General features: G+C 61.7%; 17 protein-coding genes (1 of these 17 cut by a window edge). 8 read left to right on the forward strand and 9 right to left on the reverse strand.

Going from position 1 to position 26,563, the window contains the following annotated elements; translation table 11 throughout:
• From IF199_RS11935 to IF199_RS11945, 3 genes are all read left to right on the forward strand, one after another.
• Window positions 1–6,568, forward strand: partial view of a non-ribosomal peptide synthetase gene (locus IF199_RS11935; RefSeq protein ID WP_192560484.1) — the 3' end only. It extends 8,081 nt beyond the left edge of the window; only the last 6,568 of its 14,649 coding nucleotides appear in the window; its start codon lies beyond the left edge, outside the window; its stop codon occupies window positions 6,566–6,568.
• A 66-nt stretch (window positions 6,569–6,634) separates the two neighbouring features.
• The gene (gene macA, locus IF199_RS11940; protein ID WP_192560485.1) at window positions 6,635–7,783 is read left to right on the forward strand and encodes a macrolide transporter subunit MacA; all 1,149 of its coding nucleotides are present in this window, start codon (window positions 6,635–6,637) and stop codon (window positions 7,781–7,783) included.
• 2 nt (window positions 7,784–7,785) lie between these two features.
• On the forward strand, window positions 7,786–9,744 hold the full coding sequence (locus IF199_RS11945; protein ID WP_096820567.1) for a MacB family efflux pump subunit: 1,959 nt from the start codon (window positions 7,786–7,788) through the stop codon (window positions 9,742–9,744).
• 64 nt (window positions 9,745–9,808) lie between these two features.
• On the opposite strand, the gene IF199_RS11950 is transcribed toward IF199_RS11945, so the two are convergent.
• The 7 genes from IF199_RS11950 to IF199_RS11980 all read right to left on the reverse strand — a co-directional run bounded on the left by IF199_RS11950 (window position 9,809) and on the right by IF199_RS11980 (window position 18,806).
• Entirely contained in the window at window positions 9,809–10,582 is a 774-nt protein-coding gene (locus tag IF199_RS11950; protein ID WP_096820710.1) for a helix-turn-helix transcriptional regulator, read from the reverse strand.
• A 914-nt stretch (window positions 10,583–11,496) separates the two neighbouring features.
• The gene (glcF, locus tag IF199_RS11955; protein ID WP_192560486.1) at window positions 11,497–12,729 is read right to left on the reverse strand and encodes a glycolate oxidase subunit GlcF; all 1,233 of its coding nucleotides are present in this window, start codon (window positions 12,727–12,729) and stop codon (window positions 11,497–11,499) included.
• A gap of 3 nt (window positions 12,730–12,732) precedes the next feature.
• The gene (glcE, locus tag IF199_RS11960; protein WP_192560487.1) at window positions 12,733–13,797 is read right to left on the reverse strand and encodes a glycolate oxidase subunit GlcE; all 1,065 of its coding nucleotides are present in this window, start codon (window positions 13,795–13,797) and stop codon (window positions 12,733–12,735) included.
• Complete coding sequence (gene glcD / locus IF199_RS11965) at window positions 13,797–15,296, reverse strand: glycolate oxidase subunit GlcD (protein ID WP_192560488.1); 1,500 nt, start codon at window positions 15,294–15,296, stop codon at window positions 13,797–13,799. The genes glcE and glcD overlap by 1 nt, the downstream gene beginning before the upstream one ends.
• Window positions 15,297–15,349: 53 nt before the next feature.
• A complete protein-coding gene (yghU, locus tag IF199_RS11970; protein ID WP_192560489.1) occupies window positions 15,350–16,189 on the reverse strand; it encodes a glutathione-dependent disulfide-bond oxidoreductase in 840 nt (279 codons plus the stop codon).
• Window positions 16,190–16,318: 129 nt separating this feature from the next.
• A complete protein-coding gene (proP, locus tag IF199_RS11975; RefSeq protein WP_192560490.1) occupies window positions 16,319–17,818 on the reverse strand; it encodes a glycine betaine/L-proline transporter ProP in 1,500 nt (499 codons plus the stop codon).
• Between the two features lie 142 nt (window positions 17,819–17,960).
• A complete protein-coding gene (locus IF199_RS11980) occupies window positions 17,961–18,806 on the reverse strand; it encodes a helix-turn-helix transcriptional regulator (RefSeq protein ID WP_192560491.1) in 846 nt (281 codons plus the stop codon).
• Window positions 18,807–18,900: 94 nt separating this feature from the next.
• On the opposite strand from IF199_RS11980, the gene IF199_RS11985 reads away from it, so the two are divergent.
• From IF199_RS11985 to IF199_RS11995, 3 genes are all read left to right on the forward strand, one after another.
• A complete protein-coding gene (locus tag IF199_RS11985) occupies window positions 18,901–19,857 on the forward strand; it encodes a threonine dehydratase (protein WP_192560492.1) in 957 nt (318 codons plus the stop codon).
• Window positions 19,858–19,960: 103 nt separating this feature from the next.
• Window positions 19,961–21,505, forward strand: a complete 1,545-nt coding sequence (locus tag IF199_RS11990; protein WP_192560493.1) for a methyltransferase regulatory domain-containing protein — start codon at window positions 19,961–19,963, stop codon at window positions 21,503–21,505.
• A 197-nt stretch (window positions 21,506–21,702) separates the two neighbouring features.
• Complete coding sequence (locus IF199_RS11995; RefSeq protein WP_192560494.1) at window positions 21,703–23,238, forward strand: sensor domain-containing diguanylate cyclase; 1,536 nt, start codon at window positions 21,703–21,705, stop codon at window positions 23,236–23,238.
• A 48-nt stretch (window positions 23,239–23,286) separates the two neighbouring features.
• Here IF199_RS11995 and IF199_RS12000 read toward each other — a convergent pair whose 3' ends face one another.
• Together IF199_RS12000 and IF199_RS12005 are read right to left on the reverse strand one after the other, a co-directional pair.
• On the reverse strand, window positions 23,287–24,408 hold the full coding sequence (locus IF199_RS12000) for an alkene reductase (protein WP_192560495.1): 1,122 nt from the start codon (window positions 24,406–24,408) through the stop codon (window positions 23,287–23,289).
• 107 nt (window positions 24,409–24,515) lie between these two features.
• On the reverse strand, window positions 24,516–25,193 hold the full coding sequence (locus IF199_RS12005; RefSeq protein ID WP_192560496.1) for a type 1 glutamine amidotransferase domain-containing protein: 678 nt from the start codon (window positions 25,191–25,193) through the stop codon (window positions 24,516–24,518).
• A 211-nt stretch (window positions 25,194–25,404) separates the two neighbouring features.
• On the opposite strand from IF199_RS12005, the gene IF199_RS12010 reads away from it, so the two are divergent.
• Together IF199_RS12010 and IF199_RS12015 are read left to right on the forward strand one after the other, a co-directional pair.
• Window positions 25,405–25,989, forward strand: coding sequence for a TetR/AcrR family transcriptional regulator (locus IF199_RS12010; protein WP_192560497.1), 585 nt, complete (start codon window positions 25,405–25,407; stop codon window positions 25,987–25,989).
• 55 nt (window positions 25,990–26,044) lie between these two features.
• Window positions 26,045–26,509: a hypothetical protein gene (locus IF199_RS12015; protein ID WP_192560498.1), complete on the forward strand. Its 465-nt coding sequence runs from the start codon at window positions 26,045–26,047 to the stop codon at window positions 26,507–26,509.
• The last annotated feature ends 54 nt before the right edge of the window (window positions 26,510–26,563 follow it).

The following is a 26,563-nucleotide window of genomic DNA, read 5'->3' on the forward strand; positions in this document are numbered from 1 at the left end:
CGGACTGGGCGTTGGCCCGGATGCGCGGGTGGCGATCTGCGTCGAGCGGGGGCTGGAGATGGTGGTCGGGTTGCTGGCGATTCTGAAGGCCGGTGGCGGTTATGTGCCGCTGGATCCGGCGTATCCGCTGGAACGTCTGGCCTACATGCTGGAGGACAGCGCGCCGTCGGCGGTGTTGGTGCAGGGTTCGACTCGCGGGTTGTTGGGTGAGGTCGCGGTGCCGGTGGTCGATCTGGATCGCAACACCTGGCAATCGTTGTCGGCGGATAACTTGTCCGTCGACGGACTGACTCCGCAACACACGGCCTATGTGATCTACACCTCCGGTTCCACCGGCCAGCCGAAAGGCGTGATCAACGAGCACAGCGGGGTGGTCAACCGCTTGCTGTGGATGCAGGACGCTTATCGCCTGACGGCTGAGGACGTGGTGCTGCAGAAAACCCCGTTCAGTTTCGACGTCTCGGTCTGGGAGTTCTTCTGGCCACTGATGACCGGCGCCCGACTGGTGATGGCGCGTCCGGGCGGTCACAAGGATCCGCTCTATCTGAGCGAAGTGATCGAGCGCGAACGCATCACCACGCTGCACTTCGTGCCGTCGATGCTCGACGTGTTCCTCGCTCACGGTGACACCGCACGTTGCAACGGTTTACGTCAGGTGATGTGCAGCGGTGAAGCGTTGCCGGGCAGTCTGGTGCGGCGCTTCAAGCAGCAATTACCGGGCAGCGGCTTGCACAACCTGTACGGCCCGACCGAAGCGGCAGTGGACGTTACCGCATGGGATTGCGCCGGGCCGTTGGAGCTAACGCCAGACAACACGCCCATCGGCAAACCAATCGCCAACACCCGCATGTACATCCTCGATGCCCAGCAGCAACCGGTGCCGCAAGGCGTGGTCGGCGAGCTGTACATCGGCGGGGTACAAGTGGCTCGCGGTTACCTGAATCGTCCTGAACTCAGCGCCGAACGTTTCCTTCAGGATCCATTCCAGCCAAACGGCCGGATGTACCGTACCGGCGACGTCGCCCGTTATCTGGCCGACGGCAACATCGAATACCTGGGCCGCAACGACGATCAGGTGAAGATCCGTGGCCTGCGCATCGAACTCGGTGAAATCCAGTCTCGCCTGACCGACATCGGCGGTGTGCAGGAAGCGGCGGTGCTGGCCCGCGAAGACGTGCCGGGAGACAAGCGCCTTGTCGCCTACTACACCGGCGCACGTCTGGAAATCGACGTGCTGCGCGGTCACTTGCTCGAGCACCTGCCGGATTACATGGTGCCCGCAGTGTTCGTGCATCTGGAGGCGTTGCCGCTGAGTCCCAACGGCAAACTCGACCGCAAGGCCTTGCCCGCGCCAGATCAGAGTGCAGTCATTGCCCGCGAATACGAAGCCCCGGTCGGCGAAGTGGAAATTCTCCTCGCAGGGTTGTGGGCCGAACTGCTCAAGGTGGAGCGAGTAGGGCGCCACGACAACTTCTTCGAACTGGGCGGACACTCGCTGATGGCAGTCAACCTGGTGGCGCGGATGCGCCACGTCGGGCTGACGGCTGATGTGCGTGTGCTGTTCAGCCAGCCGACGCTCGCCGCACTGGCCGCCGCGGTCGGCGATGAGACGGAGAGCGAAATCCCGGCCAACCGGATTGCACCGGACTGCAAACACATCACCCCGGACATGCTGCCACTGGTTGCACTGGATCAGCCCGCCATCGACCGCATTGTCGCCAGCATTCCCGGCGGCGCGGTCAACGTGCAGGACATTTACCCGCTGGCGCCGCTGCAGGCCGGCATCCTGTTCCATCACTTGTCGGCACCCCAGGGCGATCCGTATGTGTTGCAGGCGCAGTTCGCCTTTGCCAATGAGTCACGCCTGAGGGTGTTTGCCGAAGCCTTGCAGGCCGTGATCGAGCGCCATGACATCCTGCGCACGTCGCTGTTCTGGGACGGTCTGCAAGAGCCGGTGCAAGTGGTCTGGCGTCAGGCGTCGCTGGTGTGTGAAACGGTGGAGCTGGATGCTGGCGAAACTGATGCACTCGATCAGTTGCGCAGTCGGTTCGATACCCGGCAATACCGCATGGCCGTCACACAGGCGCCATTGATGCGAGTGGTGCACGGCTGGGACGCGGTCAATCGGCGCGTGGTGGCGCTGCTGCTGTTCCATCACCTGGTCATGGACCACATTGCGCTCGAGGTTCTGCGCCACGAGATGCAGGCAGTCCTGCTCGGCCAGGTGCGGCAACTGGCCGAACCGGTGCCTTATCGCACCTATGTCGCCCGTACTCGCTCGGGGCTGAGCGAAGAGGAACATGAGACGTTCTTCCGTGACATGCTCGGCGATATCGACGAACCGACCCTGCCGTATGGCCAGAGTTCTGTCGCGGACAGCGGTAACGGGCATGCGCAGCGGCTGCTGAACACCGCGCTGAGCCAGCGGGTCAGGGCCAAGGCCAGGCGCCTGGGCATCAGCGCCGCCAGCCTGATGCACCTGGCCTGGGCCAGTGTGCTGGGACAACTGTCGGGGCGTGAAAACGTGGTGTTCGGCACCGTCATGCTCGGCCGGTTGCACGGCGGTGAAGGTGCCGAACGGGCGCTGGGCGTGTTCATCAACACGCTGCCGCTGCGCATCGATCTGGACGGGCAATCGGTGAAAGAAGCGGCGCTGGCAACCCATCAGCGCTTGAACCGCTTGCTGCATCACGAACACGCGCCGCTGGCGCTGGTGCAACGTTGCAGCGCCATGGCCCCGGGGTCGCCGCTGTTCAATGCGTTGTTCAATTACCGCCACAGTGGCGGCGGGGGTACGCCGTCCGACGAAGTCGTGGCGGCATGGCAGGGCATGCAGTTGCTCAATGCCGAAGAACACAGCAACTATCGCCTGAGCCTGAGCGTCGATGACCTGGGCGAAGACTTCAGCCTGACCGCGTTGACCACGTCCGGGATCGACGCCGAGCGGATCTGCGACTACATGGATCTTGCGGTCGACAGCTTGTTGCAGGCGCTGGAGCGGACGCCGCAACTGGGCATCGATCAGTTGTCGATCCTGCCGCGGGATGAGCGGCGGCAACTGCTGGTCGAGTTCAACGCCACTCAACGGGATTACCCGGCGACGTTGACGGTTCATCGTCTGTTCGAACAGCAGGTGACGAAGCATCCGCAAGCGGTGGCAGCCGTGCATGGTGCGCAATCGCTGAGCTACTTTGAGTTGAATGAGCGGGCCAATCGCCTGGCCCATCACTTGATCGGCCAAGGTGTGCAACCGGGCGATCATGTGGCGATCCTGCTGCCACGCTCGCTGGATCTGCTGATCGCGCAACTGGCCATCGGCAAGTGCGCGGCGGCGTATGTGCCGCTGGACATCAACGCACCGGCCGAGCGTCAGGCGTTCATGGTCGAGGACTGCGGGGCGAAAGCGCTGTTGACCTTCAGCACTGAAACGGTTGATTACGCCGTACGCCGGATCGATCTGGATGTGCTGAAGCTTGATGCGCAACCGACGCACAACCCGGATCTGCCGCAGTCCTCGGAATCGCTGGCCTACATCATGTACACCTCCGGCTCCACCGGCACGCCGAAAGGAGTGATGGTGCCGCACCGGGCGATCGGTCGGCTGGTGATCAACAACGGTTATGCGGATTTCAATGCGCAGGACTGTGTGGCGTTTGCCTCCAACCCGGCGTTCGACGCCAGCACCATGGATGTCTGGGGGCCGTTGCTCAATGGCGGGCGCGTGGTGGTAATCGATCACGCGACCTTGCTCGATCCACAAGCCTTTGGACGTGAACTGGCCAACACCGGTGCGACGATCCTGTTCGTCACCACCGCACTGTTCAACCAGTACGTGCAACTGATCCCCGAGGCCCTCAAAGGCCTGCGCATGGTGTTGTGCGGTGGCGAACGCGCCGACCCGGCAGCCTTCCGCCGCTTGCTGGCCGAGGCGCCGAACCTGCGCATTGTCCACTGCTACGGCCCGACCGAAACCACTACCTACGCGACTACTTTCGAAGTGCGCGAAGTGGCGGACGATGCCGACAGCGTGCCGATTGGCGGCCCGATCTCCAACACCCAGGTCTATGTACTCGATGCCCGCCAGCAACCGGTACCGATGGGCGTCACCGGCGAGTTGTACATCGGCGGGCAAGGCGTGGCGCTGGGTTACCTCAATCGCCCGGACCTGACCGCCGAGAAATTCCTGCAAGACCCGTTCGGCGATCAACCGGGCGCGTTGCTGTACCGCACCGGCGACCTCGCACGCTGGCTCGCACCGGGGCAACTGGAATGCATCGGTCGTAACGACGATCAGGTGAAGATTCGTGGCTTCCGCATCGAACTGGGGGAAATCGAAAACCGCCTGCTGAACTGCGAAGGGGTCAAGGAAGCCATCGTGCTGGCCCGCCAGGACGGTCAGGAGCCGCTGCGTCTGGTGGCGTATTTCACCGCCGAAGAGGGCATCGACAGCGCCAGCCTGCGCGGTCAATTGCAAGCACGTCTGCCGGAATACATGGTGCCGTCGGCCTGGGTGCAGCTCGACGCGTTGCCGCTGAACAACAACGGCAAGGTCGACCGCAAGGCGTTGCCAGTTCCGACGCAGGATGCACTACTCAGTCGTACCTATGAAGCCCCGGCCAATCCGCTCGAGGAAACCCTCGCTCAGTTGTGGGCCGAGGTGTTGCAGGTCGAGCAGGTTGGTCGTCACGACAACTTCTTCGAGCTGGGCGGGCATTCGTTGCTGGCGATTCGTCTGGTCAACCTGATGCAACAGAACGGCCTGGAGGTGACGCTGGCCGAGCTGTTCCAGCACGCCAGCATCGAGTCGCTCGGCACGTTGCTCAGCCAGCGCACAGGCGCAGAACAGCAGGATGACGGGCTGGTCGTGGTGCGGGCTGGTGGCGCAGATACGCCGTTGTTCCTGATGCATGAGTTCAGCGGGATGGACGCTTACTTCCCGGCGCTGGGCCTGCACATCGAGGGCGATTTCCCGATCTACGGCCTGCCGGGCATCCCGTTCGGCAAGGCACCGCTGCGCACCATGGAATGTATGGCGGCGCGCATGGTGGAGATCATCCGTTCGGTGCAGCCGCAAGGGCCTTATCGTCTGGCCGGCTGGTCGTTTGGCGGGGTGCTGGCCTATGAAGTGGCGATGCAGTTGCTCGGTATGGATGAGGCAGTGTCCTTCGTCGGTCTGATTGACAGTTTCGTGCCGCGCCTGACCGACCAGGGCAAGGCGCGCTGGAGCGACGAGCATGCGCACAAGCGCCAGTTGTTGCAGCACTGCACGATGTACCAGGCCTCTCTTGGCGACGCGGGACAAGCCGCGCTGGCGCATCTGGCGGTGTTGCAGACCGAGCTGGAGCAGATCGACTTCCAGCCGCTGTTGCAGCGCTGCCGGGAGGAGCAATTGCTGCACCCGGACATGGCCGCCGCCGCGCCTCAAGACCTCTGGCATTACCTCGACCGCGAGGTCGCCCACGGGCATGCGCTGGCGCATTACCGGATCAATCCATTGGGCATCCCGTTGCATCTGTTCCGGGCGCAGGAGCATCCGACAGAGCTGTCTCGTCGTCATCCGACCCTGGGCTGGGCGGACGAGGTGCCGGCCACGCTCCTGCATTGCATCGACGTGCCGGGCGATCACCAAAGCATGATGCAGGCGCCGCATGTGCACGTGCTCGGTCAGGCGCTGAGTCAGGCATTGCAGGTATCGGCAGTGGTCGAATCCCGGGCGTATCAGCCGTTGTTGACGATCCAGACCGGCTACACCGGGCATGCGCCGATTTTCTGTGTGCCGGGGGCCGGTGACAGTGTCACCGGGTTTATCCATCTGACCGAGGCGCTGGGGCCGGAGTGGCCGATTTACGGGCTTCAACCCCGGGGCCTCGACGGCGCGACGGTGCCGCACAGTCGGGTCGAAAGTGCCGCCATGTTCTACCTGCGGGCGCTTGAGCAGTTGTACCCGCAAGGGCCGGTGCATCTGATCGGGCATTCGTTCGGTGGCTGGGTGGCGTACGCCATGGCGGCGCAGTTGCAGGCTGCGGGGCGCGAGGTGGCGTCCCTGACCCTGATCGACAGCGAATCGCCGGGCGGCAACAGCGTGGTGGGCAAGCCTTACACCACCACGGCAGCGCTGCTGCGACTGATCGAGTCGCTGCAACTGTCCAGCGGCAAGTCTTTGGGCATTGATGCGCTGGCCTTCGCCGAAGCTGACGACACCACGCAAATGCGCCTGCTGCATGACGGGATGGTGCACGCGGGTGTGCTGTCTGAACGTGCGTCAACCGATGCGATGCAGGGCCCGGTGCGCACGTTCGCCACCGCGCTGCGCACGGTCTATCGGCCGGCTCTGGCCTACACCGGGCCGGTGCGTCTGGCGCTGGTGGACGACCCGATGCTGGATGCGTCGGGCAACCAGCGCGAACAGGTTGCAATGCTCGAAGGCTGGCAGCGCGAGGCCAGGGATCTGGCGGTGTGGTACGGCCCTGGCAACCACTTCACGATTCTCAAGGCGCCCAACGTCTTCAGTCTCGCGGCGTGGTGGCATGACGGGTTGACGGTGGTGGCTGGCCAAGTGTTGTCCTGATTGAAGTCTTTATCCTGGAACCCGGCCGCTGGCCGGGCTCAACCCTGAACGGAATTGTGGTCATTTATGGAACAGTCGAAGTTGCGCAAAGTCGGTCTGGGAATCGCGTTGACGCTGGTGGCCGGGTTGGTCTTCTACACGGTGCAGGCACCGGCCGAAGCACCGCAATACCTGACCGCCACGGTCGAACGCGGTGACATTGAAAACGCAGTGTTGGCCACCGGTTTGCTGGAGGGCATCAAACAGGTGGATGTTGGTGCCCAGGTCTCGGGGCAGTTGAAGTCGCTCAAGGTCAAGGTCGGCGACAAGGTCAAGAAAGGCCAGTGGCTGGCGGAAATCGACCCGTTGGTGCTGCAGAACACCCTGCGTCAGGCTCAGGTCGATGAGGAAAACCTGCAAGCCCAGCGCCGGGCGACTCAGGCTCAGCTCCGGCAGACCAAGGCGATCTACGAGCGCTATCAGAACCTGCAGGAGGATGCCTCGATCTCGCGGCAGGATTTTGAAACCGCACAATCGAACTACGAAGTGCAGCAGGCCAATCTGTTGTCGCTGGATGCGCAAATCAAGAGCGCGCATATCCAGATCGACACCGCCAAGGTCAATCTGGCCTACACGCGGATCGTCGCGCCCATCGACGGCGACGTGGTGGGCATCGTGACTCAGGAAGGCCAGACCGTGATCGCCAACCAACTGGCGCCGATCCTGCTGAAACTGGCGGATCTGGACACCATGACCGTCAAGGCTCAGGTGTCGGAGGCGGATGTCATACACATCGCGCCGGGGCAGGAGGTGTATTTCACCATTCTGGGCGAGGACAAGCGTTATTACGGCAAGCTGCGCGGCACTGAGCCGGCGCCGCAGAACTTCCTCGAAACCCCGCCCGCCGGCACGCCAAAACAGAACACGGCGGTGTTCTACAACGCGCTGTTCGAGGTGCCGAACCCTGATCACCGCTTGCGCATTTCCATGACGGCCCAGGTGCGGGTAGTGCTCGACACCGCCAAATCGGTGTTGACGATTCCGGTGGCCGCGCTGGGCCCGCGCAACAACGATGGCAGTTTTCCGGTGCGGGTGCTGGACGCGAAGGGCCAGGCGCAGTCGCGCAACGTACAGACCGGGATCAACAACAACGTCAAGGTGCAGGTCAACGGTGGTCTGGCCGAAGGCGACCGGGTGGTGATCGGTGATCCGGTGTCGAAAGTGGCAGGGGCATGAGCATGACCGAACCTCTGCTGCAACTGACCGGCATCAGCCGCAGTTTCACCGCGGGCGACCGTGAATTTCTGGCGCTGAAGAACATCGACCTGACGATCAATGCCGGGGAAATGGTGGCGATCATCGGCGCCTCGGGCTCCGGCAAATCAACCCTGATGAACCTCCTCGGCTGCCTCGACTACGCCACGGCCGGCAGCTACAAGATCAACGGCCGGGAAACCCGCGACCTGGATAATCAGGCGCTGGCCGAACTGCGCCGTGATTACTTCGGTTTCATCTTCCAGCGCTACCACCTGCTGCCGCATCTGAGTGCGATGCACAACGTCGAAATGCCGGCAATATACGCCGGCACACCGGAACCGCAGCGTCATGCCCGGGCCCGTGAGCTGCTGGCACGGCTGGGGCTGGAAGGGCACCTGACTCATCGTCCGAGCCAACTGTCGGGCGGTCAGCAGCAGCGCGTCAGTATCGCCCGGGCCTTGATGAACGGCGGCGAAGTGATCCTCGCCGATGAACCGACCGGCGCACTCGACACCACCAGCGGCAAAGAGGTGATGCGTATTCTGCTGGAGCTGCACGCCGCCGGGCACACGGTGATTCTGGTGACCCACGACCCCAAGGTCGCGGCCAACGCCGAGCGCATCATCGAAGTCAGCGACGGCGAAATCCTCAGCGACCGCCGCAACGAGCGCGACACCACGGCGCTGACCAATGAGGACGCAGTGCCGCCCAAGTCCACGGCGGCGCGGCGTCTGGTGGCCAGCCTCGGGTTGTTCAAGGAAGCGTTCAACATGGCCTGGGTCGCGCTGATCTCCCATCGGATGCGCACCTTGCTGACCATGCTCGGGATCGTCATCGGCATCACCTCGGTGGTGTCGATTTCGGCCATCGGCGAAGGGGCCAAGCGCTATGTCCTGAAAGACATCCAGGCCATCGGCAGCAACACCATCGATATCTATTCCGGCACCAGTTTCGGCGACAGCCGTTCGGCTGCCATCGAAACCCTGGTGCCGGCGGATGTGACGGCGCTCAATCAGCTCTACTACGTCGACAGTGCCACGCCGGTGGTCGGGCGCAATCTGTTGCTGCGTTACCGCAACATCGACCTCGATGCGCAGGTCAACGGCGTCAGCGATCTGTACTTCCAGGTGCGCGGGATCAAGATGGAGTCGGGCATCCCGTTCAGCGAAAGCGATGCAAGGCGTCAGGCGCAAGTGGTGGTGATCGATCACAACACCCGCCATCGATTGTTCGGCGAAGGGGTTGATCCGCTGGGGCAGGTGATCCTTATCGGTAACCTGCCGTGCACCGTGATCGGTGTGGCGGCGGAGAACAAGAACATCTTCTCGTCGAGCAAGTCGCTCAACGTCTGGGTGCCCTATGAAACCGCCGCCGGCCGACTGTTGGGCCAGCGTTATCTGGACAGCATCAGTGTGCGGATCAAGGACGGCCAGCCGAGCAAGGTGGTGGAAGACAACGTCAACAAGCTGATGCTGCAACGCCACGGCACCAAGGATTTCTTCACCAACAACCTCGACAGCGTGATGCAGACCGTACAGAAAACCAGCCGCTCACTGGCCTTGTTGCTGTCGCTGATTGCAGTGATTTCACTGGTCGTGGGCGGCATCGGCGTGATGAACATCATGCTGGTGTCGGTCACCGAGCGTACCCGTGAAATCGGCATCCGCATGGCGGTCGGGGCTCGGCAGTCTGACATTCGCCAGCAGTTTCTGGTGGAGGCGGTGATGGTCTGCCTGCTGGGTGGCGCCATCGGTATCTCGTTGAGTTACGCCATCGGCCACTTGTTCTCGCTGTTCATCAAAGAATGGGAAATGGTGTTCTCGCTGACCTCGGTGCTCACTGCTGTGCTTTGCTCGACCCTGATCGGCATCGTGTTCGGCTTCGTGCCGGCGCGCAATGCGTCGCGGCTCGATCCGATCGAGGCGTTGGCCCGGGATTGAAACGGGTGCAAAAAAAACCGCCGTCCTTTGCAGGAGGGCGGTTTCGTTACAGGCGTGTGAACCGTCAGGCCGCGTTCGACGGGCCGCAGGCTGCGGGGCAGTCCTTTGGCGAGTACATCCAGCGCATCAGCGAGTGACGGCCGCTGATACCCAGTTTGATCGCGGCGCGTTTGAGGTAGCTCTCCACGGTGTTGACCTTCAGTTGCAACTGCTCGGCCAGTTCAGGCGCGGTGCGCCCGGCGAGCAGGCCGACACACACTTCCATTTCGCGGTTCGACAGGCTCAGCCCCAGTTGCTCCACGCGCTCGCAAAAGCGCAGGCGCAGGGTTTCCAGGCCCAGCAGGGTTGAGTCCGATTGCTCCTGAGATTGTCCCTGGGCGTCAGTGTTCGCCGGTTGCAGGGCGTTGATGTGTTTCTCGACCATCGGCAGCAGCACTGGAGAAATGTCCTGCAACAAACTGCGCTCGTGGGCGGAAAAGCGTTTTGACGGGCCGCACCGGTAGACCGAGATCACATAGCGGTAACCGTCCTTGCGCCGGGTCAGATGCAATTGCGAGGCGTCGGTGACCGTCGAGGGTTCGGGAGTGGGCAATTCATTGGCACTCGGCAGAGTGCTCAACTCGGAATACACCGTTTCAGCCAGCAAGGATGCTTCCTTGACGCATTCGGGCTCACTGCGCGGCTGTGCGCGTCCGACCGGTTCCACGCGCATCTGCCGGATGTGCGTGGCGTCCACCGCCAGTTGGGTCAGGATCAGGTCGTGCAGCATCCGTGGGAAATGTCGGCTGCCAGTGCTGGCGATGACCTTGCCAATGTGAGGAAACAGCTGTGAGTTCATGTCGTTCATCCATGAGTTGCAGTGTGGTACTCGTGTTCCTGAACCACCGGAAAACAGCTCCATGCCCGGCGACAGCGAATCAGGAAATTGGATCCTATCCTAGTACAACGTTTCAGCGACGGTTTAATGAAGGGGCTATTAGCTCATAACTGACGGTGAGGGGGATGTCGGGATGACAGGTGTCAGTGAAATGCCTTACAGCTGAGAAGGGAAAATTTTATTAAAATCATACAAATGACAGTATTTGAAGACAAAAAAAGCCCGTTTCAGCCGAAGCCAAAACGGGCTTTTTCCCGTATCGACAACCGTTACTTCAGGTTGTCAAAGTGGTCTCGCAGGAACTCGTAAAAGCGAAACGCTTGAAACGATCTCCATACGAGGCTCAGCGTACGCAGCAAAAGCTTCATACGTTTTGGCCTCCAGGTCGGGGGCCAAACCTCCAGCGCACTTACCGGACCATGTGTGCCTTCGGACATAAATGTCAGTTCTGTCCATGAGGCGGCCGGTTGTGATCCCTCCGAGCCATCATTCCGGCACGGGTGCAAAACCGTGTCGAAGGGCATGAAACCGTTATGGTTCCAGCCAAACCTCACGGATGTACTGGCGAGTGAGCGCTGGCATATTAACCTGTCTTGCGGCGGGATCTTGAGGATCCTGGATATAGATTTGGTATGTTTTGTAATTCGTTATTTCTGTCAGCATGTTTTGGGATGGTAAACGTCCACCAGAGTCTTCCTTATCTTCGGATAGGACGCAAAATAACGTTGCAACGAAGACCAAAGATTAATAGTATTCCGGCACGTCAGTTCTGTCCGTGAGACACAACAGGCCCCAGCCGCAAACTGAGGCTTGCCGAAAAACCGCCCCGCAAAGGCGGTTTTTTTTCGCCCATCGTTTGCCCCCCGCCAGCAATCCTACGCCTCGCTCACCAAGGGCAACCCTGCATCCACCAGCTCGATCCAGTGCTTGACCTGCGTGCGTCCCGCGCCGTCGAGGTGGGTCTGGCAGCCGATATTGGCGGTGGCGATGATGTCCGGATGACCGCTTTCCAGGGCGTTGAGCTTTTGGTCGCGCAGTTGCCGGGCCAGCGCCGGTTGGGTTATCGAATAGGTGCCTGCCGAGCCACAGCACAGATGGGCGTCCGGCACGGTCGTGAGGTTGAAGCCCAGCCGGGTCAGCACCGATTCCACTGCGCCGCCGAGTTTCTGTGCGTGTTGCAAGGTACAGGGGCAGTGGAACGCCAAGCGCTGATCGGCATGAATACCAAGGGACTCGAGCGGTTCCTCACGCAACACTTCCACCAGATCTTTCGCCAGCGCACTCACGGTTTTCGCCTTTTCGGCATAGGCCGGATCGGTGCACAGCAGGTGTCCGTAATCCTTGATGAACGCGCCGCAACCGCTGGCGGTCTGCACGATGGCTTCGGCGCCTTGTTCGATGGCCGGCCACCACGCATCGATGTTCTGGCGGGCGCGGTCAAGTCCGGTGGCCTGGGCGTCGAGGTGATAGTCCACGGCGCCACAACAGCCGGCATTTCGCGCCGGTGTAATGCTGATCCCCAATCGATCCAGCACCCGTGCTGCCGCCGCGTTGGTGTTGGGCGACAAACCCGGTTGGACGCAGCCTTCGAGCATCAGCACCTGACGGGCATGCCGCGTTACCGGGCGGGGTGCGATTGCAGAGGTGCTGCGCGGCAGTTTGGCTTGCAGGCTATCAGGCAGCAGCGCGCGGAAGATCTGGCCAGCGCTGACCAGTCCTTTGAACAGTCCGGGATTCGGTGCCACACCACGCAAACCTGCCCGCAACACACGTTGACCAATGGGGCGCGGCACAGCGGCATCAACCACGGCGCGGCCGATGTCGAGCAGGTTGTGATAGTCCACACCCGAGGGGCAGGTGGTTTCGCAATTGCGGCAGGACAGGCAACGATCCAGGTGCAGCTGGGTCTTGCGGGTAACTTCGTTGCCTTCCAGCACCTGTTTGATCAGGTAGATGCGACCCCGTGGGCCGTCGAGCTCGTCGCCGAGCAACTGATAGGTCGGGCAGGTCGCGTTGCAGAAGCCGCAGTGCACGCAAGTGCGCAGGATGCTTTCGGCTTCTTCGGCGCGAGGCAGTTGTCGGGCTTCTTCGCTGAGAGTGGTTTGCATGGCTCAAAGCTCCGCGTACAGACGACCGGGGTTGAAGATGCCCTGAGGGTCAAGTTGCTGCTTGAGGCGGCGGTGATAGTGCAGGAGGGCGGGCGGCAGGGGATGGAACGGCGCGTCGATCAAACCATGGCTGTAGCAGGTCGCATGCCCGCCGACGGCCGAAACCACCTTGCGAATCAGTGCCGCCTCGGCTCCTGACTTGAGCCAACGCTGGGCGCCGCCCCAGTCGAGCATTTGTACACCGGCCAAGGCCAGCGGCGGGGTGTTGTTCGGCACCGACAGGCGCCACAGGGGCTGGTCCTCATCAAAAAAATCCAGGCGCTGTTCATTCAGATCTGACCAATAAGCGCCATCGAGCATTTCGCCACCGAGGCGATCACGGGCTGCGGCCACGGAGCCTTCGCCACCCTCCAGACGCAAGTGCAGGCGCTGCCCATCGTGGCAGGCGGCGCTGATCGGCAGCGGCTGTTGACCCCACTCGGCCATACGCAGCAAGGCCCGCTCGCTGTCCATTTCCAGGCTGATGCTAAGGCACTCGCGCGGTTTGGGCAGGACCTTGAGCGAGACTTCGGTGATTACCCCCAGCGAGCCGTAACTGCCGGCCATCAGCCGCGACAGGTCATAACCGGCGACGTTTTTCATGACTTCACCGCCAAAGCGCAGATGCTTGCCGTGGCCGGTGATGATCCGCGTGCCGAGTACGAAATCCCGCACCGACCCCGACCACGGGCGCCGCGGGCCTGACAGTCCGCTGGCGATCATCCCGCCCACCGTCGCGTCGTCGGCGAAGGCCGGTGGTTCGCACGGCAACATCTGTTGTGAAGCGTCCAGCACCGCCAACAGCTCGGCCAGTGGAGTGCCGCAACGCGCGGTGATCACCAGTTCGGTCGGGTCGTAGCTGACGATGCCGCGATGGGTGCGGGTGTCGAGGATTTCTCCGGCAACGATCCGCCCCAGAAACGCCTTGCTGTTGGCGCCCTGAATCCGCAGTGGCGTTGCGTCCTGCAATGCCTGATTGACCTGATCGAGCAGCGCGATGCTGTCGTCGACATCCTTTTCTCGGACCATCAGAAACGCTCCAGCTCGGGGAAGGGCAGTTGTCCGGCGTGAATATGCATGGCGCCGAATTCGGCGCAGCGGTGTAACGTCGGGATGTTCTTGCCCGGATTGAGCAGACCGCCGGGGTCGAACGCGGCTTTGACGGCGTGGAACAGGGTCAACTCGTCGTTGTTGAACTGCGCGCACATCTGGTTGATTTTCTCCCGGCCCACGCCGTGCTCGCCGGTGATGCTGCCGCCGACCTTCACGCACAACTCAAGGATTTTGCCTCCCAGGGTTTCGGCGCGTTCGAGCTCGCCGGGTTGATTGGCGTCGAACAGAATCAACGGGTGCATGTTGCCGTCGCCGGCATGGAACACGTTGGCCACCCGCAAGCCGTATTCGGCGGACAACTGCGCAATGGCTTGCAGCACGCCGGGCAGTTCGCGGCGCGGGATGGTACCGTCCATGCAGTAATAGTCCGGCGACAAGCGCCCCACGGCCGGGAAGGCATTCTTGCGTCCGGCCCAGAAACGCACGCGCTCGGCCTCGTCCCTGGCTTGACGCACTTCCGTCGCGCCGGCGTTCTCCAGCACCTGGCGGACGCGGATGCAGTCATCGTGGACGTCGGCTTCGACGCCATCGAGTTCACAGAGCAAAATGGCTTCGGCGTCCACCGGGTAGCCGGCGTGGATGAAGTCCTCGGCGGCGCGGATGGCCAGGTTGTCCATCATTTCCAGGCCTCCGGGAATGATCCCCGCGGCGATGATGTCAGCCACGGCGCGGCCGGCGTTTTCCACGGAATCGAATGCGGCCAGCAAGACTTTGGCTGTCTGAGGTTTGGGCAGCAGTTTGACCGTGACTTCGGTGATGACGCCCAGCAGGCCTTCGGAACCGGTGAACAGCGCCAGCAAGTCGAAACCGGGGGAATCGAGCGCATCGGAGCCGAGCGTGAGGTGTTCGCCCTCGACGGTCAGGATCTCGACCTTGAGCAGGTTGTGCACGGTCAGGCCGTACTTGAGGCAATGCACGCCGCCGGCATTTTCCGCCACATTGCCGCCGATGGAGCAGGCAATCTGCGAGGACGGATCCGGCGCGTAATACAGACCGAACGGAGCGGCGGCCTGGGAAATCGCCAGATTGCGAACGCCGGGCTGAACGCGTGCCGTGCGGGCGTCGGGGTCGATGTGCAGGATGTTGTTGAAGCGCGCCATCACCAGCAGCACGCCTTTCTCCAGAGGCAACGCCCCGCCGGATAACCCGGTGCCTGCACCCCGGGCCACCACCGGCACGTTTCTCTCATGACAGATTCGCAAAATACCCTGCACCTCATCGAGATGCCGGGGCAGGACCACCAGCAACGGCGCGGTGCGGTAGGCGGACAATCCGTCACATTCGTACGGTGCGAGATCCTCGCGCTGATGCAGGACTTCCAGCGTCGGCCACTGGGTGTGCAATGCCTGCAACAGCGCCGCTTTGTCGACGTCCGGCAGGGCGCCGTCGACCTGCTCGTCGTAGAGAATGTTCATGAACGATGGGTGCCCCTTGGTTTTTGTTATCGGGTGCGGGTTGCGTGGGTTGCTCAGCCCAGATCAGCAGCCTCATGTCGTTCCGGTACCTGGCTCGCTTCATCGCCCCAGGTGCGGTTGACGCGCTGCCCACGAATGACCGCAGGCCGGTTGGCGATCTCCTCGGCCCAGCGCTGGACATGAGTGTATTCATGAGCCGACAGGAACTCGGCCGCCCCGTACACATTGTTGCGCACCAGTTGCCCGTACCACGGCCAGACCGCGATGTCGGCGATGGTGTAGTTGTCACCGGCAAGATAAGGGTTTTCAGCCAGGCGCCGGTCGAGCACATCCAGCTGACGCTTGGTTTCCATGGTGAAGCGGTTGATCGGGTATTCGAGTTTGTCCGGCGCGTAGGCGTAAAAATGCCCGAAACCACCACCCAGGTAGGGCGCCGAGCCCATTTGCCAGAACAGCCAGTTCAGGGTTTCAGTGCGACCGGCGATGTCGGTGGGCAGGAAGGCGCCGAATTTTTCGGCGAGGTAAAGCAGGATCGAGCCGGACTCGAAAACCCGGATGGCCGGCTCCACGCCACGATCCAGTAGCGCCGGGATCTTGGAGTTCGGGTTGATCTCGACAAAGCCGCTGGAAAATTGATCGCCTTCGCCGATGCGGATCAACCAGGCGTCGTATTCGGCCCCGGTGTGCCCCAGCGCCAGCAACTCTTCGAGCAGGATGGTGACCTTGACGCCGTTGGGCGTGGCCAGCGAATACAGCTGCAACGGGTGCTTGCCGACGGGCAATGCCTTGTCGTGGGTCGGCCCGGCAATCGGGCGATTGATGTTGGCGAACTGGCCGCCGGACGGCGCGCTGTGTGTCCAGACCCTGGGTGGTACGTAAGGCGTTTTGCTCATGAAGCGAACCTCATCGTCAGCTGCTGAATGGGCGTGAGCCGGCAGAAAAAACGACCGGCTCCTGACGAACAGAACACCACAGAAGGGCGTTTGAATTCCACCCTGTTGCCCGATCAACGCCTTATATCGTTATTCGATTCGCGGATGCTGCTGCGCCAGATGCTCGCGTTTGGCTTGCAGTTCGGCGATCTCGGCGTCGATGTCTTCGATCTTCTGTTCGATGTTGTCGTGGTGCTCCTGCAACAGCTCCCGCGCTTCCTCTATGTCGGAAGCCGCCGGTGCCGCGCCTCGCAGGGGTTTGTTCGCGGTTTCTTTCATCGTCAGCCCGGTCATCAGTCCGATCACGGCAGTCACCATCAGATAGTAGGCGGGCATGTACAGATTCTGCGTACCTTCCACCAGCCAGGCCACGACGGTCGGGGTCAGGCCGGCGATCAGCACCGAGACGTTGAACGCCCCGGCCAGCGCGCTGTAACGGATGTGGGTCGGGAACATCGCTGGCAGCGTCGAGGCCATGACGCCAATGAAGAAATTGAGCAGCACGGCCAGTATCAGCAATCCGGAAAAGATCAGGCCGATCTTGCCGCTGTTGATCAGCATGAACGCTGGAATCGCGAGGATGAACAGACCGACACTGCCGCAGATGATGAAGGGACGACGGCCGATCTTGTCGCTGATGAAGCCGATCGCAGGCTGAACGAACAGCATGCCGACCATGATCGCGATGATGATCAGCACCCCGCGATTTTCGCTGTAGTGCAGGTTGTGCGACAGGTAACTCGGCATGTAGGTGAGCAGCATGTAGTAGGTGACATTGGTCGCCGCCACCACGCCGATGCAAGTCATCAGGCTGCGCCAGTGCTTGGTCGCGACCTCCTTGAACGACACTTTCGGGCCGCTGGCCAGACCTTCGCGGTCGCCTTGTTCAAGCTTCTCGACGTGTTGCTGGAACGCCGGGGTTTCTTCGAGCGCGTGGCGCAGGTAGAGCCCGATCATGCCCAGCGGGAGGGCGAGGAAGAAGGGCAGTCGCCAGCCCCATTCCTGGAATTTTTCTTCGCCGATGATCGTGGAAATCAACACCACCACACCCGCGCCGAGGACAAAACCGGCGATGGAGCCGAAGTCCAGCCAGCTGCCGAGGAATCCACGTTTGCGATCCGGTGCATATTCGGCAACGAAGATCGAGGCGCCGGTGTATTCGCCGCCGACCGAAAACCCTTGAGCCATTTTCGCCAGCAGCAGAAGGATCGGCGCCCAGATGCCGATCGAGGCATAGGACGGAATCAACCCGATGGCAAAGGTGCTCAGCGACATGATCACGATGGTCGCCGCCAGGACTTTCTGTCGTCCGTACTTGTCACCCAGTGCGCCGAAGAACAGGCCGCCCAGCGGCCGGATCAGGAACGGCACCGAGAAGGTCGCCAGTGCGGCGATCATCTGCACACCGGGATCGGCACCGGGGAAAAACACCTTGCCGAGCACGTAGGCAACGAAGCCATAGACGCCGAAGTCGAACCACTCCATTGCATTGCCCAGCGCGGCGGCCGTAATGGCTTTGCGCATCTTGGCGTCGTCGACAATGGTGATGTCTTTCAGTCGGATCGGGCTGACGCTTTCCTTTGATTCCATGGGATTCACTCTGCATCTGATCTGTCTTTATGCAAACCGGTAAGCCCGGAGAGGCTTGGGCCAGAGCGGTTTGCCGTGACCGATGCCATCTCCTTGATGGCACGGCTTCTTTCAGATCAGATACAAGTGGACACGAAAAAATTCACCACTGATTTCGTTTTTTGCCGATGAAAGAATTGTGACGCGATCCTGTGCGCAATTGCGCCGGACTCACGCCAAGTCGCTGTTTGAACGCACTGGTCATGTGCGCCTGAGAGTTGAAGCCGCAGGCGAGGGCGATCTCCGACAGGCTGGCCGTGGAGTCGCGCATCAATGCGCGAGCCCGGGCCAGGCGGCGGTCGATCAGGTAGCTGTGGGGGCTTTTGCCGGTGGCCTGCTTGAAGGCACGAATGAAATAGCCTTCGGACAATTCCAGCAGTTGCGCCATGGTTTGAAGGCCGAGCGGGCCGTCGAGGCCGGCGTCGATGAACTCGTCGAGCAGGCGCATTCGGCGGCCGGTCATCGAGCCTTGGGGCGACGGCGTGTCTTTGCCTTCGGCGCGCTCGGCCAAGGCGAGCGCCCAGCTTTCCCAGTCATCGTCCACTGAGGCATTCAATAACGCACGGCGCATTCGCGAGGCGAGGTCAATGGCCTGCGGGTCGATGCGATTGTTGAACGCCTGCTCACCTGCCAGCGCGATGCCGTCGGTGCGGACCACCCGCAGGTATTCGCCGCCCATGGGTGACTCGGACATCACATCACAGCCGACGGGTACGAACGCCAGACCATTGGGCATGGCATCGAAGGGGCGCACCCGGTCGCTGCCGATCGCGTGCACGCCGCGCTGGCTGTCGAAGGCAAAACCGATTGCCGACTGCGCTGCCACATAGCGCGTCGCGTAGGCGGCGCCGGGCAGCAATTCGATCGCCCACGGGCCGGCCTCGATACGACGCACCGGTTCGGGGACGACGGCTGGCTGCTGGCGGTTTCGATGGCTCATGAGCGCCATAGTAGTGAAGTGCGGACGCAAAAGTCAGGTCAGTTTTTTGAAAGCCGACGTGATGTGCCTGTGCCTAGACTGAGTGACGCCCAAGGAGACTCACATGCACACATTCACTCGCGAAGACATCGAACACGCTGCCCGCCAGGTTTACCAGGTGATGCCGGCCACCGCTCAGTATCGCTGGCCGTTGCTGGCCGAGCGGCTGGGCTGCACGGTGTGGGTCAAGCACGAAAACCACACGCCGACCGGCGCGTTCAAGGTGCGCGGCGGCATCACCTTCATGCACTGGCTGCGGCGTGAACATCCCAACGTCAAAGGCATTGTCTCTGCGACGCGCGGCAATCACGGCCAAAGCCTGGCGCTGGCGGCGCAAGCGGTAGGGCTGAAGGCATTGATTGTGGTGCCGCAGGGCAATTCGCTGGAAAAGAACAACGCCATGCGCGGCTTTGGCGGCGAAGTGGTCGAGTACGGGCGTGATTTCGATGAGGCCCGTGAGGAAGCAGCACGTCTGGCGCTGGAACACGGGCTCTATCTGGTACCGCCATTCCACACCGAACTGGTCAAGGGCGTGGCGACCTACGCGCTGGAACTGTTCAGTGCGGCGCCGGATCTGCACACCGTCTACGTGCCGATCGGTTGCGGCTCAGGTATCTGTGGCGTGATCGCCGCGCGTGATGCGCTGGGTCTGGACACCCAGGTGGTGGGCGTGGTGTCCACGGAAGCGGCCGCCGCCAAGTTGTCCTTCGAGGCGAAAACGATCTGCGAGACCGCCTCCGCCAATACCTTTGCCGACGGCCTGGCCGTACGCAAACCGATTGCTGAAGCGTTCGATATCTACGGCGCCGGCGCAACAAGGATCGTCGCGGTCAGCGAGGACGAAATCGCCGAGGCGATGCGCGTGTATTACACCGACACCCACAACCTCGCCGAAGGTGCCGGCGCGGCTGCGTTGGCGGCACTCATTCAAGAGCGGGAAAGGATGCAGGGCAAAAAGGTCGGGGTGATCCTGTCGGGCGGGAACATCGACCGGTCGGTGTATGCGCGGGTGATTGGTTGACCAATGACGGCTGGCTGCGTGGCACGGTTTTTCCGCTTGTGATTGGTCCTGACTACCCCTTATAAGATCGGCTTTCACTTTCGATATGAAAAGGGTGTCACGCATGAGCAATGCCTGGAACGAAGGTTATTTCACGGACGAGGGCTACACCTACGGGTATAGCCGGGAGATCAATCCGGTTTTCCAGCGTTATTGTTTGTTGCTGCGCGGTTTTGCCACGCTGGAGAGTACCGACGGTTATCACTGCGAATTGGGTTTTGGCCAGGGTGTCTCGATCAATATCCATGCGGCAGGCAATCCGGGCGGCTACGTCGGCACGGATTTCCATCCCGGGCAGGCAGCCCATGCCATTGCGCTGGCAACCGACTGGGGCAGTGATGCCCGGCTGTATGACGACAGCTTCGAGCAACTGCTGGCTCGCCATGACCTGCCACAGTTCGACAGTATCAGCCTGCACGGCATCTGGACCTGGGTCAGTCGTGACAATCACAAGTTGATCGTCGAGTTTGTCCGTCGTCATCTCAAGCCGGGCGGTCATGTGTACATCAGCTACAACTGCTTCCCGGGCTGGTCGCCGCTGGCGCCGTTGCGTCAGTTGTTCAGCCTGCATGACCGCTTTGCCACGCAAACTTCTGCTCGCCCGGATCAGCGGATCGATGCCGCGCTGCAATTCTCCGAAGCCCTGCTGGCCGCCAACCCCAACTATGCCAACTCGGCGCCGAATCTGGACGCCAAGCTCCAGAGCATCAAAGGCCAGAATCGCCAGTACGTCGCCCATGAGTATTTCAACCGTGACTGGAATTGCATGTACTTCACCGACGTGGTCGATGCCCTGGCACCTGCCAAACTCGATTACGCCACAACCGCCGTGCCGCTGGACTCGGTGGACCCGCTCAACCTGAGCGCCGAAGGCATGGACTTTCTGGAAAGCATCGAGCATCCGATCATGCGCGAGCAAGCGCGCGATTACTTCGTCAATCAAAACTTCCGCCGGGACCTTTACATCCGCGGCGCGAACAAGCTGTCCACCAGCGAGCACCGCGAACGCATGCTCAGTACCCGCTTTGCCCTGTTGCAACTGGCCGACAGCGTAGCGGGCAGCGTCACCGGGCCCGCAGGCTCAGCCACGTTGCAGGCGGAAATTTACGGCCCGGTGCTGGATGCGCTGGCGGACGACGCGTATGTACCGAAAACCTTGCGCCACTTGCTGGAAGCCTCGCCTTCATTGAGTTATGGCGATCTGGTGCAGGCGATCAACGTGTTGATCGGTATGGGCGCCGTGGCGCCATGCCAGAGTGAAACGGCCGAGAAACTGGTGCAGACAACCTGCAACACCCTCAATCTGCAACTGTGCAGACGCTCGCTGTTCGATCACAAGATCCAGGTCCTGGCCAGCCCGGTGACCGGTGGTGGCGTGACGGTCAGTCGCTTCCAGCAACTGTTCCTGATATCGATCAAACAAGGCAAAAAGCACCCGGCCGAGTGGGCGCTTCTGGCGTGGGGCATCATCGGCGGCCAGGGTGAAGGCTTGCTCAAGGACGGCAAGGCGCTCACGACTGCCGAAGAAAACATTGCCGAACTGACCGAGCAGGCCGAGGCATTTGCCGAGCAATCGCTGGTCATTCTCAAGGCCCTGAAAATCGTCTAGGGGCAAAAAAGTCTTTTGGGGTCCGGTTTTTCATCGAACCGGCCGATCAGCGAACAGTTCATCGAGGGGCCGACACGCCGTTGCTGCGCCTTCGATAGACTGCTTGTATCCTGCGCGGCCCGGGACATACGGTCGCTGTTGTTGCCCCGGTCCGACAACGGCCGTGACGGAAAACGGACTTTCCAAAAGGTACTGATGTGAAGCGTGATACCCACCTCGTGATGCTGTTGCTGTTGATGATCGGCTGCTCCCTGGCGTCGCTGACCATCTGGAAGGTGCTGGGCTCTCGGGAGCGCGCACTGGACGAGGTGAACGTCCACGGGTTGAACCTGACCCAGGCGCTGGCGACCTATTCCGAAGGCATCGTCCGGCAGAGCTCGCTGCTCTTGCTCGGGCTCGTCGAGCGTCTGGAAACCGAGGGCAGCGGCCCCGCGCAGATCGAACGGTTGAATGCGCTGGTCAACCGTCAGCAGCCGCTGATGCCGCAGCTCAGTGGCATCACCGTTTACGATAATCGCGGCCACTGGCTGATGTCTTCCAACCGACCGATTCCGGCCGGGGTCAACAGCAGTGACCGGGACTATTTCATCCATCACCGTGACGATCCTTCCCGCGAGCCCTTCATCGGCCCGCCCATCCGTAGCCGCTCGAATCAGGAGTGGGTGATTACCGTCAGCCGCCGCTTCAATGACGCGCGCGGAGAGTTCGCCGGCGTGGTGGCGGTCACCCTGGGGGTCGAGAACTTCCTGCGACTGTTCGGCAAGCTCGACGTGGGGCAGGACGGCGCCATCGGTCTGTCCTACACCGACGGTACGCTGCTGGTGCGATATCCCTTTCGCGAACAGGACATGGGGCGCAATTTCTCCAAGTCGCCCATATATGCGAAGTACCTGGTGGACCAATCGGTGGGCACCGCTTCCTTCACTTCCAGCCTCGACGGGGTGGAGCGGCTCTACGCGTTTCGCAAGAGTGAAAAGCTGCCGCTGATCACCACGGTCGCGCTCGGCAAGCGCGAAGCATTGGCGGCGTGGCGACTGGAGGCGCTGCTGTCGATTGTGGTGGTCGCATCGTTGCTGGGGCTCACTGGCGTGATCGGCTGGTTTCTCATTCTCGATATACGTCGGCGGACTCAGGTGGAAGGGGAGTTGCGGCTCACTCAACAACAGTTGCTCGGATCAAACCGGCAGCTGGAGTTGCTGGCGATGAAGGATGCGCTGACCGGCCTCGCCAATCGCCGCTGTTTCGATGAAACATTGGCCATGGAAGCGCGCCGGGCTCAGCGGGACGGGGTTTCGCTGGCCTTGCTGATGATTGATATCGACTACTTCAAGCTGTTCAACGATTCCCAGGGGCATGTTGCCGGCGACGCCTGCCTGCAACGGGTGGGGAAAGTGCTTGAGGCCTGTGTGCGGCGACCGTCGGATCTGGTGGCGCGCTATGGCGGGGAAGAGATGGCGATCATCATGCCCGACACCGATGGCGAGGGGGCGGCGGTCGTGGCGCAACTGATTCTGGAGCGACTGACGCAAGCGCACATTGCTCATCCGGCGAGCCCGTTCGGTCGGGTGACGGTCAGTATCGGCGTCACCGCGGCGGCCGGTCCGCAACTGGCAGTGGTACAAGCGCTGATCGAGAAGGCGGATCAGGCGCTGTACCAGGCGAAGACCACAGGGCGGAACCGGATGGCAAGGAAAGCTCCCGGCGACAGTTCCCGTTCACCACTGCCAGTGTGAGCGGTGCTGAACGGGCGGGCGTTGCGCCTTACCGATAATCGGCAGTCATCACGCGTACTCGGGGTAGTCCACATACCCTTCGGCATGACCACCGTAGACCGTGGCCGGATTCAGTGAATTCAGCGGCCAGTCATTGGCGATGCGCGCAGGCAGATCCGGGTTGGCCATGAACGGACGACCGAAGGCCACGAAGTCCGCCAGCCCGGAATCGAGCAACTGCGCACCGGTTTCTGCGGTGTAGCGCCCGGCGTAAATGATCGCGCCGCTGAAGGTTTCGCGCACTGCCTGGCGGAACGTGAGTGGCATCGCCGGGGCATCGTCCCAGTCGGCTTCGGCGATGGACAGGTAGGCGATGCCCACGTCCTGCAGCACCTTGATCGCTTCGATGTAAGTGGTGTGCGGATCTTCCTCGACCATGCCCAGGTAGGTACGCGCTTCGTCGGTGGTGGTGAACAGCGGGGCGAAACGCACACCGACTTTTTCACGACCGATGCACTCGGCAACACCGGACACCACTTCACGCAAAAAGCGCAGGCGGTTGTGCAGCGAGCCGCCGTACTGGTCGGTGCGCAGATTACTGTGGGCCGAGATGAACTGGTTCACCAGATAGCCGTTGGCGCAGTGCAGTTCGATCCCGTCGAAACCTGCCTCCATGGCATTGCGCGCCGCCTGAATGTACAGCTGAACCAGTTCCTGCACTTCATCGGTGGTCAGTGCGCGAGGGGCGGACGGTGGCACCAGGGCGCCAGCGCCAGGCGCGGTTTCGATGAACACGCTGACCCGGTCGGTGGCCACCGCAGAGGCCGAAACCGGTGCGGCACCGTCGGGTTGCAGAGCTGTGTGGGACACGCGCCCCACATGCCAGAGCTGGGCGAAGATCACGCCCTCTCTGGCGTGCACTGCTTCAGTGACTTTGCGCCACCCGGCAATCTGCTCGGGTGTGTGAATGCCCGGTGTCCAGGCGTAACCCTGGCCCCGGGGTTCGATCTGGGTGCCCTCGGTCACCAGCAGACCGGCGCCCGCGCGCTGCTGGTAATACTCGGCCATCAACTCATTGGCAACGTTGCCCGGCTGTGTGCTGCGCTGGCGGGTGAGGGGCGGCAGGACAATGCGGTTTTTCAGGGTGTGACGACCCAAAGTGCCGGGTTTGAAGAAACTGCTGTGATTCATGGATGTGCCTTGATCGGAGTTTATTAGACCAGTCGACTAGTTGTCGGGCCAAAAAAAGACGCCGTGCAACACGCGCACGGCGTCCGGATTGGTGACGGCTGAAAGCGTCAGCCGAGCAGCTTCAACAGTTTCTCGGCGACAGCGGCGGAGCTGGCTGGGTTCTGGCCGGTGACCAGTTTCCCGTCGGTCACTACGTGTACCTGCCAGTCGGCGACCTTGGAATAACGAGCGCCGAGGCGCTGGAAATCGTCTTCGACCAGGAACGGCACCACATCCGTCAGACCGACCGCCGCTTCTTCAGAGTTGGTGAAGCCGGTGACGTCACGATCCTTGACCAAGGGTTTGCCCTCGGCGCCGAGCACATGCCGCAGCACACCCGGGGCATGGCAGACGAAACCATGAGGCTTGTTGCTGCGGGCGAAAGCTTCGATCAGGGCAATCGAATGCTTGTCTTCGGCCAGATCCCAGAGCGGGCCGTGGCCACCTGGATAAAACACGGCATCGAAATCCTCGGCGCTGACATCGGCCAGGCGTCCGGTGTTTGCGAGCGCCTGTTGGGCGATCGGATCCTTGCGGAATCGATCGGTCTCGGCGGTCTGTGCGTCGGGTTCGTCGCTTTTCGGATCAAGCGGTGGCTGGCCGCCGGCAGGGGAAACCAGCGTGATATCGGCGCCGGCGTCCTTGAAGGCGTAGTAGGGCGCGGCGAACTCTTCGAGCCAGAAGCCGGTTTTCTTGCCGGTGTTGCCGAGTTGATCGTGGGAAGTCAGAACCATCAAGATTTTCATAGAGCACCTTGGGTGGGTCGGGTGTCGTGGCTGTGCGAGGGATTCGCACACGATCGACACCGGGGAAAAGGTTGGTCGGGGCGCAGCATAGTTTCCAATTAGACCAGTCGTCTAGTAATTTTTTATCCGCATGTTTTTCATGGACCGGTGTGGCAAACTCCCGTTCCTTCGAGTTAAACGACTGGTCTATTGCCTGGTAATCTGCGCCCCGATGAAACCGACCTACGACGACACCCGCCAACACCTGCTCGACACCGGCCACCGGATGATGGCCGAGAAAGGTTTCACCAGTGTCGGCCTGAACGAGATCCTGCAAACCGCTGGCGTCCCCAAAGGGTCGTTCTATCACTACTTCAAATCCAAAGAGCTGTATGGCCAGGCGCTGCTCGAGGACTACTTTGTCGGTTACCTCGCCGACATGGAGCGGCGCCTGACGCTGCCCAGTCTGAATGCCCGCGAGCGACTGATGGATTACTGGCAGGGCTGGCAGGACCGCTGCACGCTGGAAGGGCACGGTGACGAGTGTCTGGTGGTGAAGCTCAGTGCCGAGGTGGCCGATCTGTCCGAGGCCATGCGCCTCACCTTGCGCGATGGCGCCGAGCGCGTGGTGGCTCGCATCACCACTTGCATCGAGCAGGGCCAGGCCGATCAATGCCTGCCCGACGGCGATGCCCGGCAACTGGCGGAAACCCTGTATCAGCTTTGGCTGGGTGCCAGCCTTTTGAACAAGTTGCAACGGACGGGACAATCGTTGGCTACATCGATGGCGACCACGAAGCGGCTCTTGGGCGTCTGAGTGGCATGCGATTACAAGTGATGAATGAACAACGGTTCAGTCTCTGGAGTTGACGATGGCGTTCTCCACCACGCTGTGGGAATGGTATGCGCAAGATGAACACAAACGCGTTCTCTCGGTTTGCGAAGCCATTGAGGGCCTGACAGTCCTGGCATCGAGCGCTGATGTGCAGCGAAATACGATCCCGGATTGCCCGGCCTGTGAGGTGTGGTCAGCGTCAATGTTGCCGGTCAATGAGGTGCTCACAGTGTGTGGCAGTGCGATGCCTCATGACGTTCGGGCTCAACTTCAGCAGGTTTGGGCGTTATGTGACTCGCTGCCGGAAGCAGCTTTTCTCTGCCATGACCAGGAAATTTTTTACCGTATCGAATGGCAAGCCATCCGGCATGCCGCCGCGCAGGCGCTGGAATTGATCGAAGTGGTGAAACTGACGCCCTACCTGGATGAGTTGATGTCGTATTGCAGCGATGCTGTGCGCGGACTGAAGGGGCGCGACCGGGGAACGCCTTTCGAATATTGAGTTGACCATGCCTTCCACGCTCAAAGGCCGCGACTGTTTCTGATCAGCTCATAC

The organism is Pseudomonas allokribbensis (genome assembly GCF_014863605.1).
GTDB classification, from domain to species: Bacteria; Pseudomonadota; Gammaproteobacteria; order Pseudomonadales; family Pseudomonadaceae; genus Aquipseudomonas; species Aquipseudomonas allokribbensis.

Excerpts from the sequence above, each read along its gene's own strand:
- macA (WP_192560485.1), top strand. The coding sequence starts at position 6,635 with ATGGAACAGTCGAAGTTGCGCAAAGTCGGTCTGGGAATCGCGTTGACG.
- IF199_RS11990 (WP_192560493.1), top strand. The coding sequence starts at position 19,961 with ATGAGCAATGCCTGGAACGAAGGTTATTTCACGGACGAGGGCTACACC.
- IF199_RS12000 (WP_192560495.1), bottom strand. The coding sequence starts at position 24,408 with ATGAATCACAGCAGTTTCTTCAAACCCGGCACTTTGGGTCGTCACACC.
- yghU (WP_192560489.1), bottom strand. The coding sequence starts at position 16,189 with ATGAGCAAAACGCCTTACGTACCACCCAGGGTCTGGACACACAGCGCG.
- glcE (WP_192560487.1), bottom strand. The coding sequence starts at position 13,797 with ATGGTCCGAGAAAAGGATGTCGACGACAGCATCGCGCTGCTCGATCAG.
- IF199_RS11950 (WP_096820710.1), bottom strand. The coding sequence starts at position 10,582 with ATGAACTCACAGCTGTTTCCTCACATTGGCAAGGTCATCGCCAGCACT.
- IF199_RS12015 (WP_192560498.1), top strand. The coding sequence starts at position 26,045 with ATGGCGTTCTCCACCACGCTGTGGGAATGGTATGCGCAAGATGAACAC.
- IF199_RS12010 (WP_192560497.1), top strand. The coding sequence starts at position 25,405 with ATGAAACCGACCTACGACGACACCCGCCAACACCTGCTCGACACCGGC.
- IF199_RS11985 (WP_192560492.1), top strand. The coding sequence starts at position 18,901 with ATGCACACATTCACTCGCGAAGACATCGAACACGCTGCCCGCCAGGTT.
- glcF (WP_192560486.1), bottom strand. The coding sequence starts at position 12,729 with ATGCAAACCACTCTCAGCGAAGAAGCCCGACAACTGCCTCGCGCCGAA.
- IF199_RS11945 (WP_096820567.1), top strand. The coding sequence starts at position 7,786 with ATGACCGAACCTCTGCTGCAACTGACCGGCATCAGCCGCAGTTTCACC.
- IF199_RS11980 (WP_192560491.1), bottom strand. The coding sequence starts at position 18,806 with ATGGCGCTCATGAGCCATCGAAACCGCCAGCAGCCAGCCGTCGTCCCC.
- IF199_RS12005 (WP_192560496.1), bottom strand. The coding sequence starts at position 25,193 with ATGAAAATCTTGATGGTTCTGACTTCCCACGATCAACTCGGCAACACC.
- glcD (WP_192560488.1), bottom strand. The coding sequence starts at position 15,296 with ATGAACATTCTCTACGACGAGCAGGTCGACGGCGCCCTGCCGGACGTC.
- proP (WP_192560490.1), bottom strand. The coding sequence starts at position 17,818 with ATGGAATCAAAGGAAAGCGTCAGCCCGATCCGACTGAAAGACATCACC.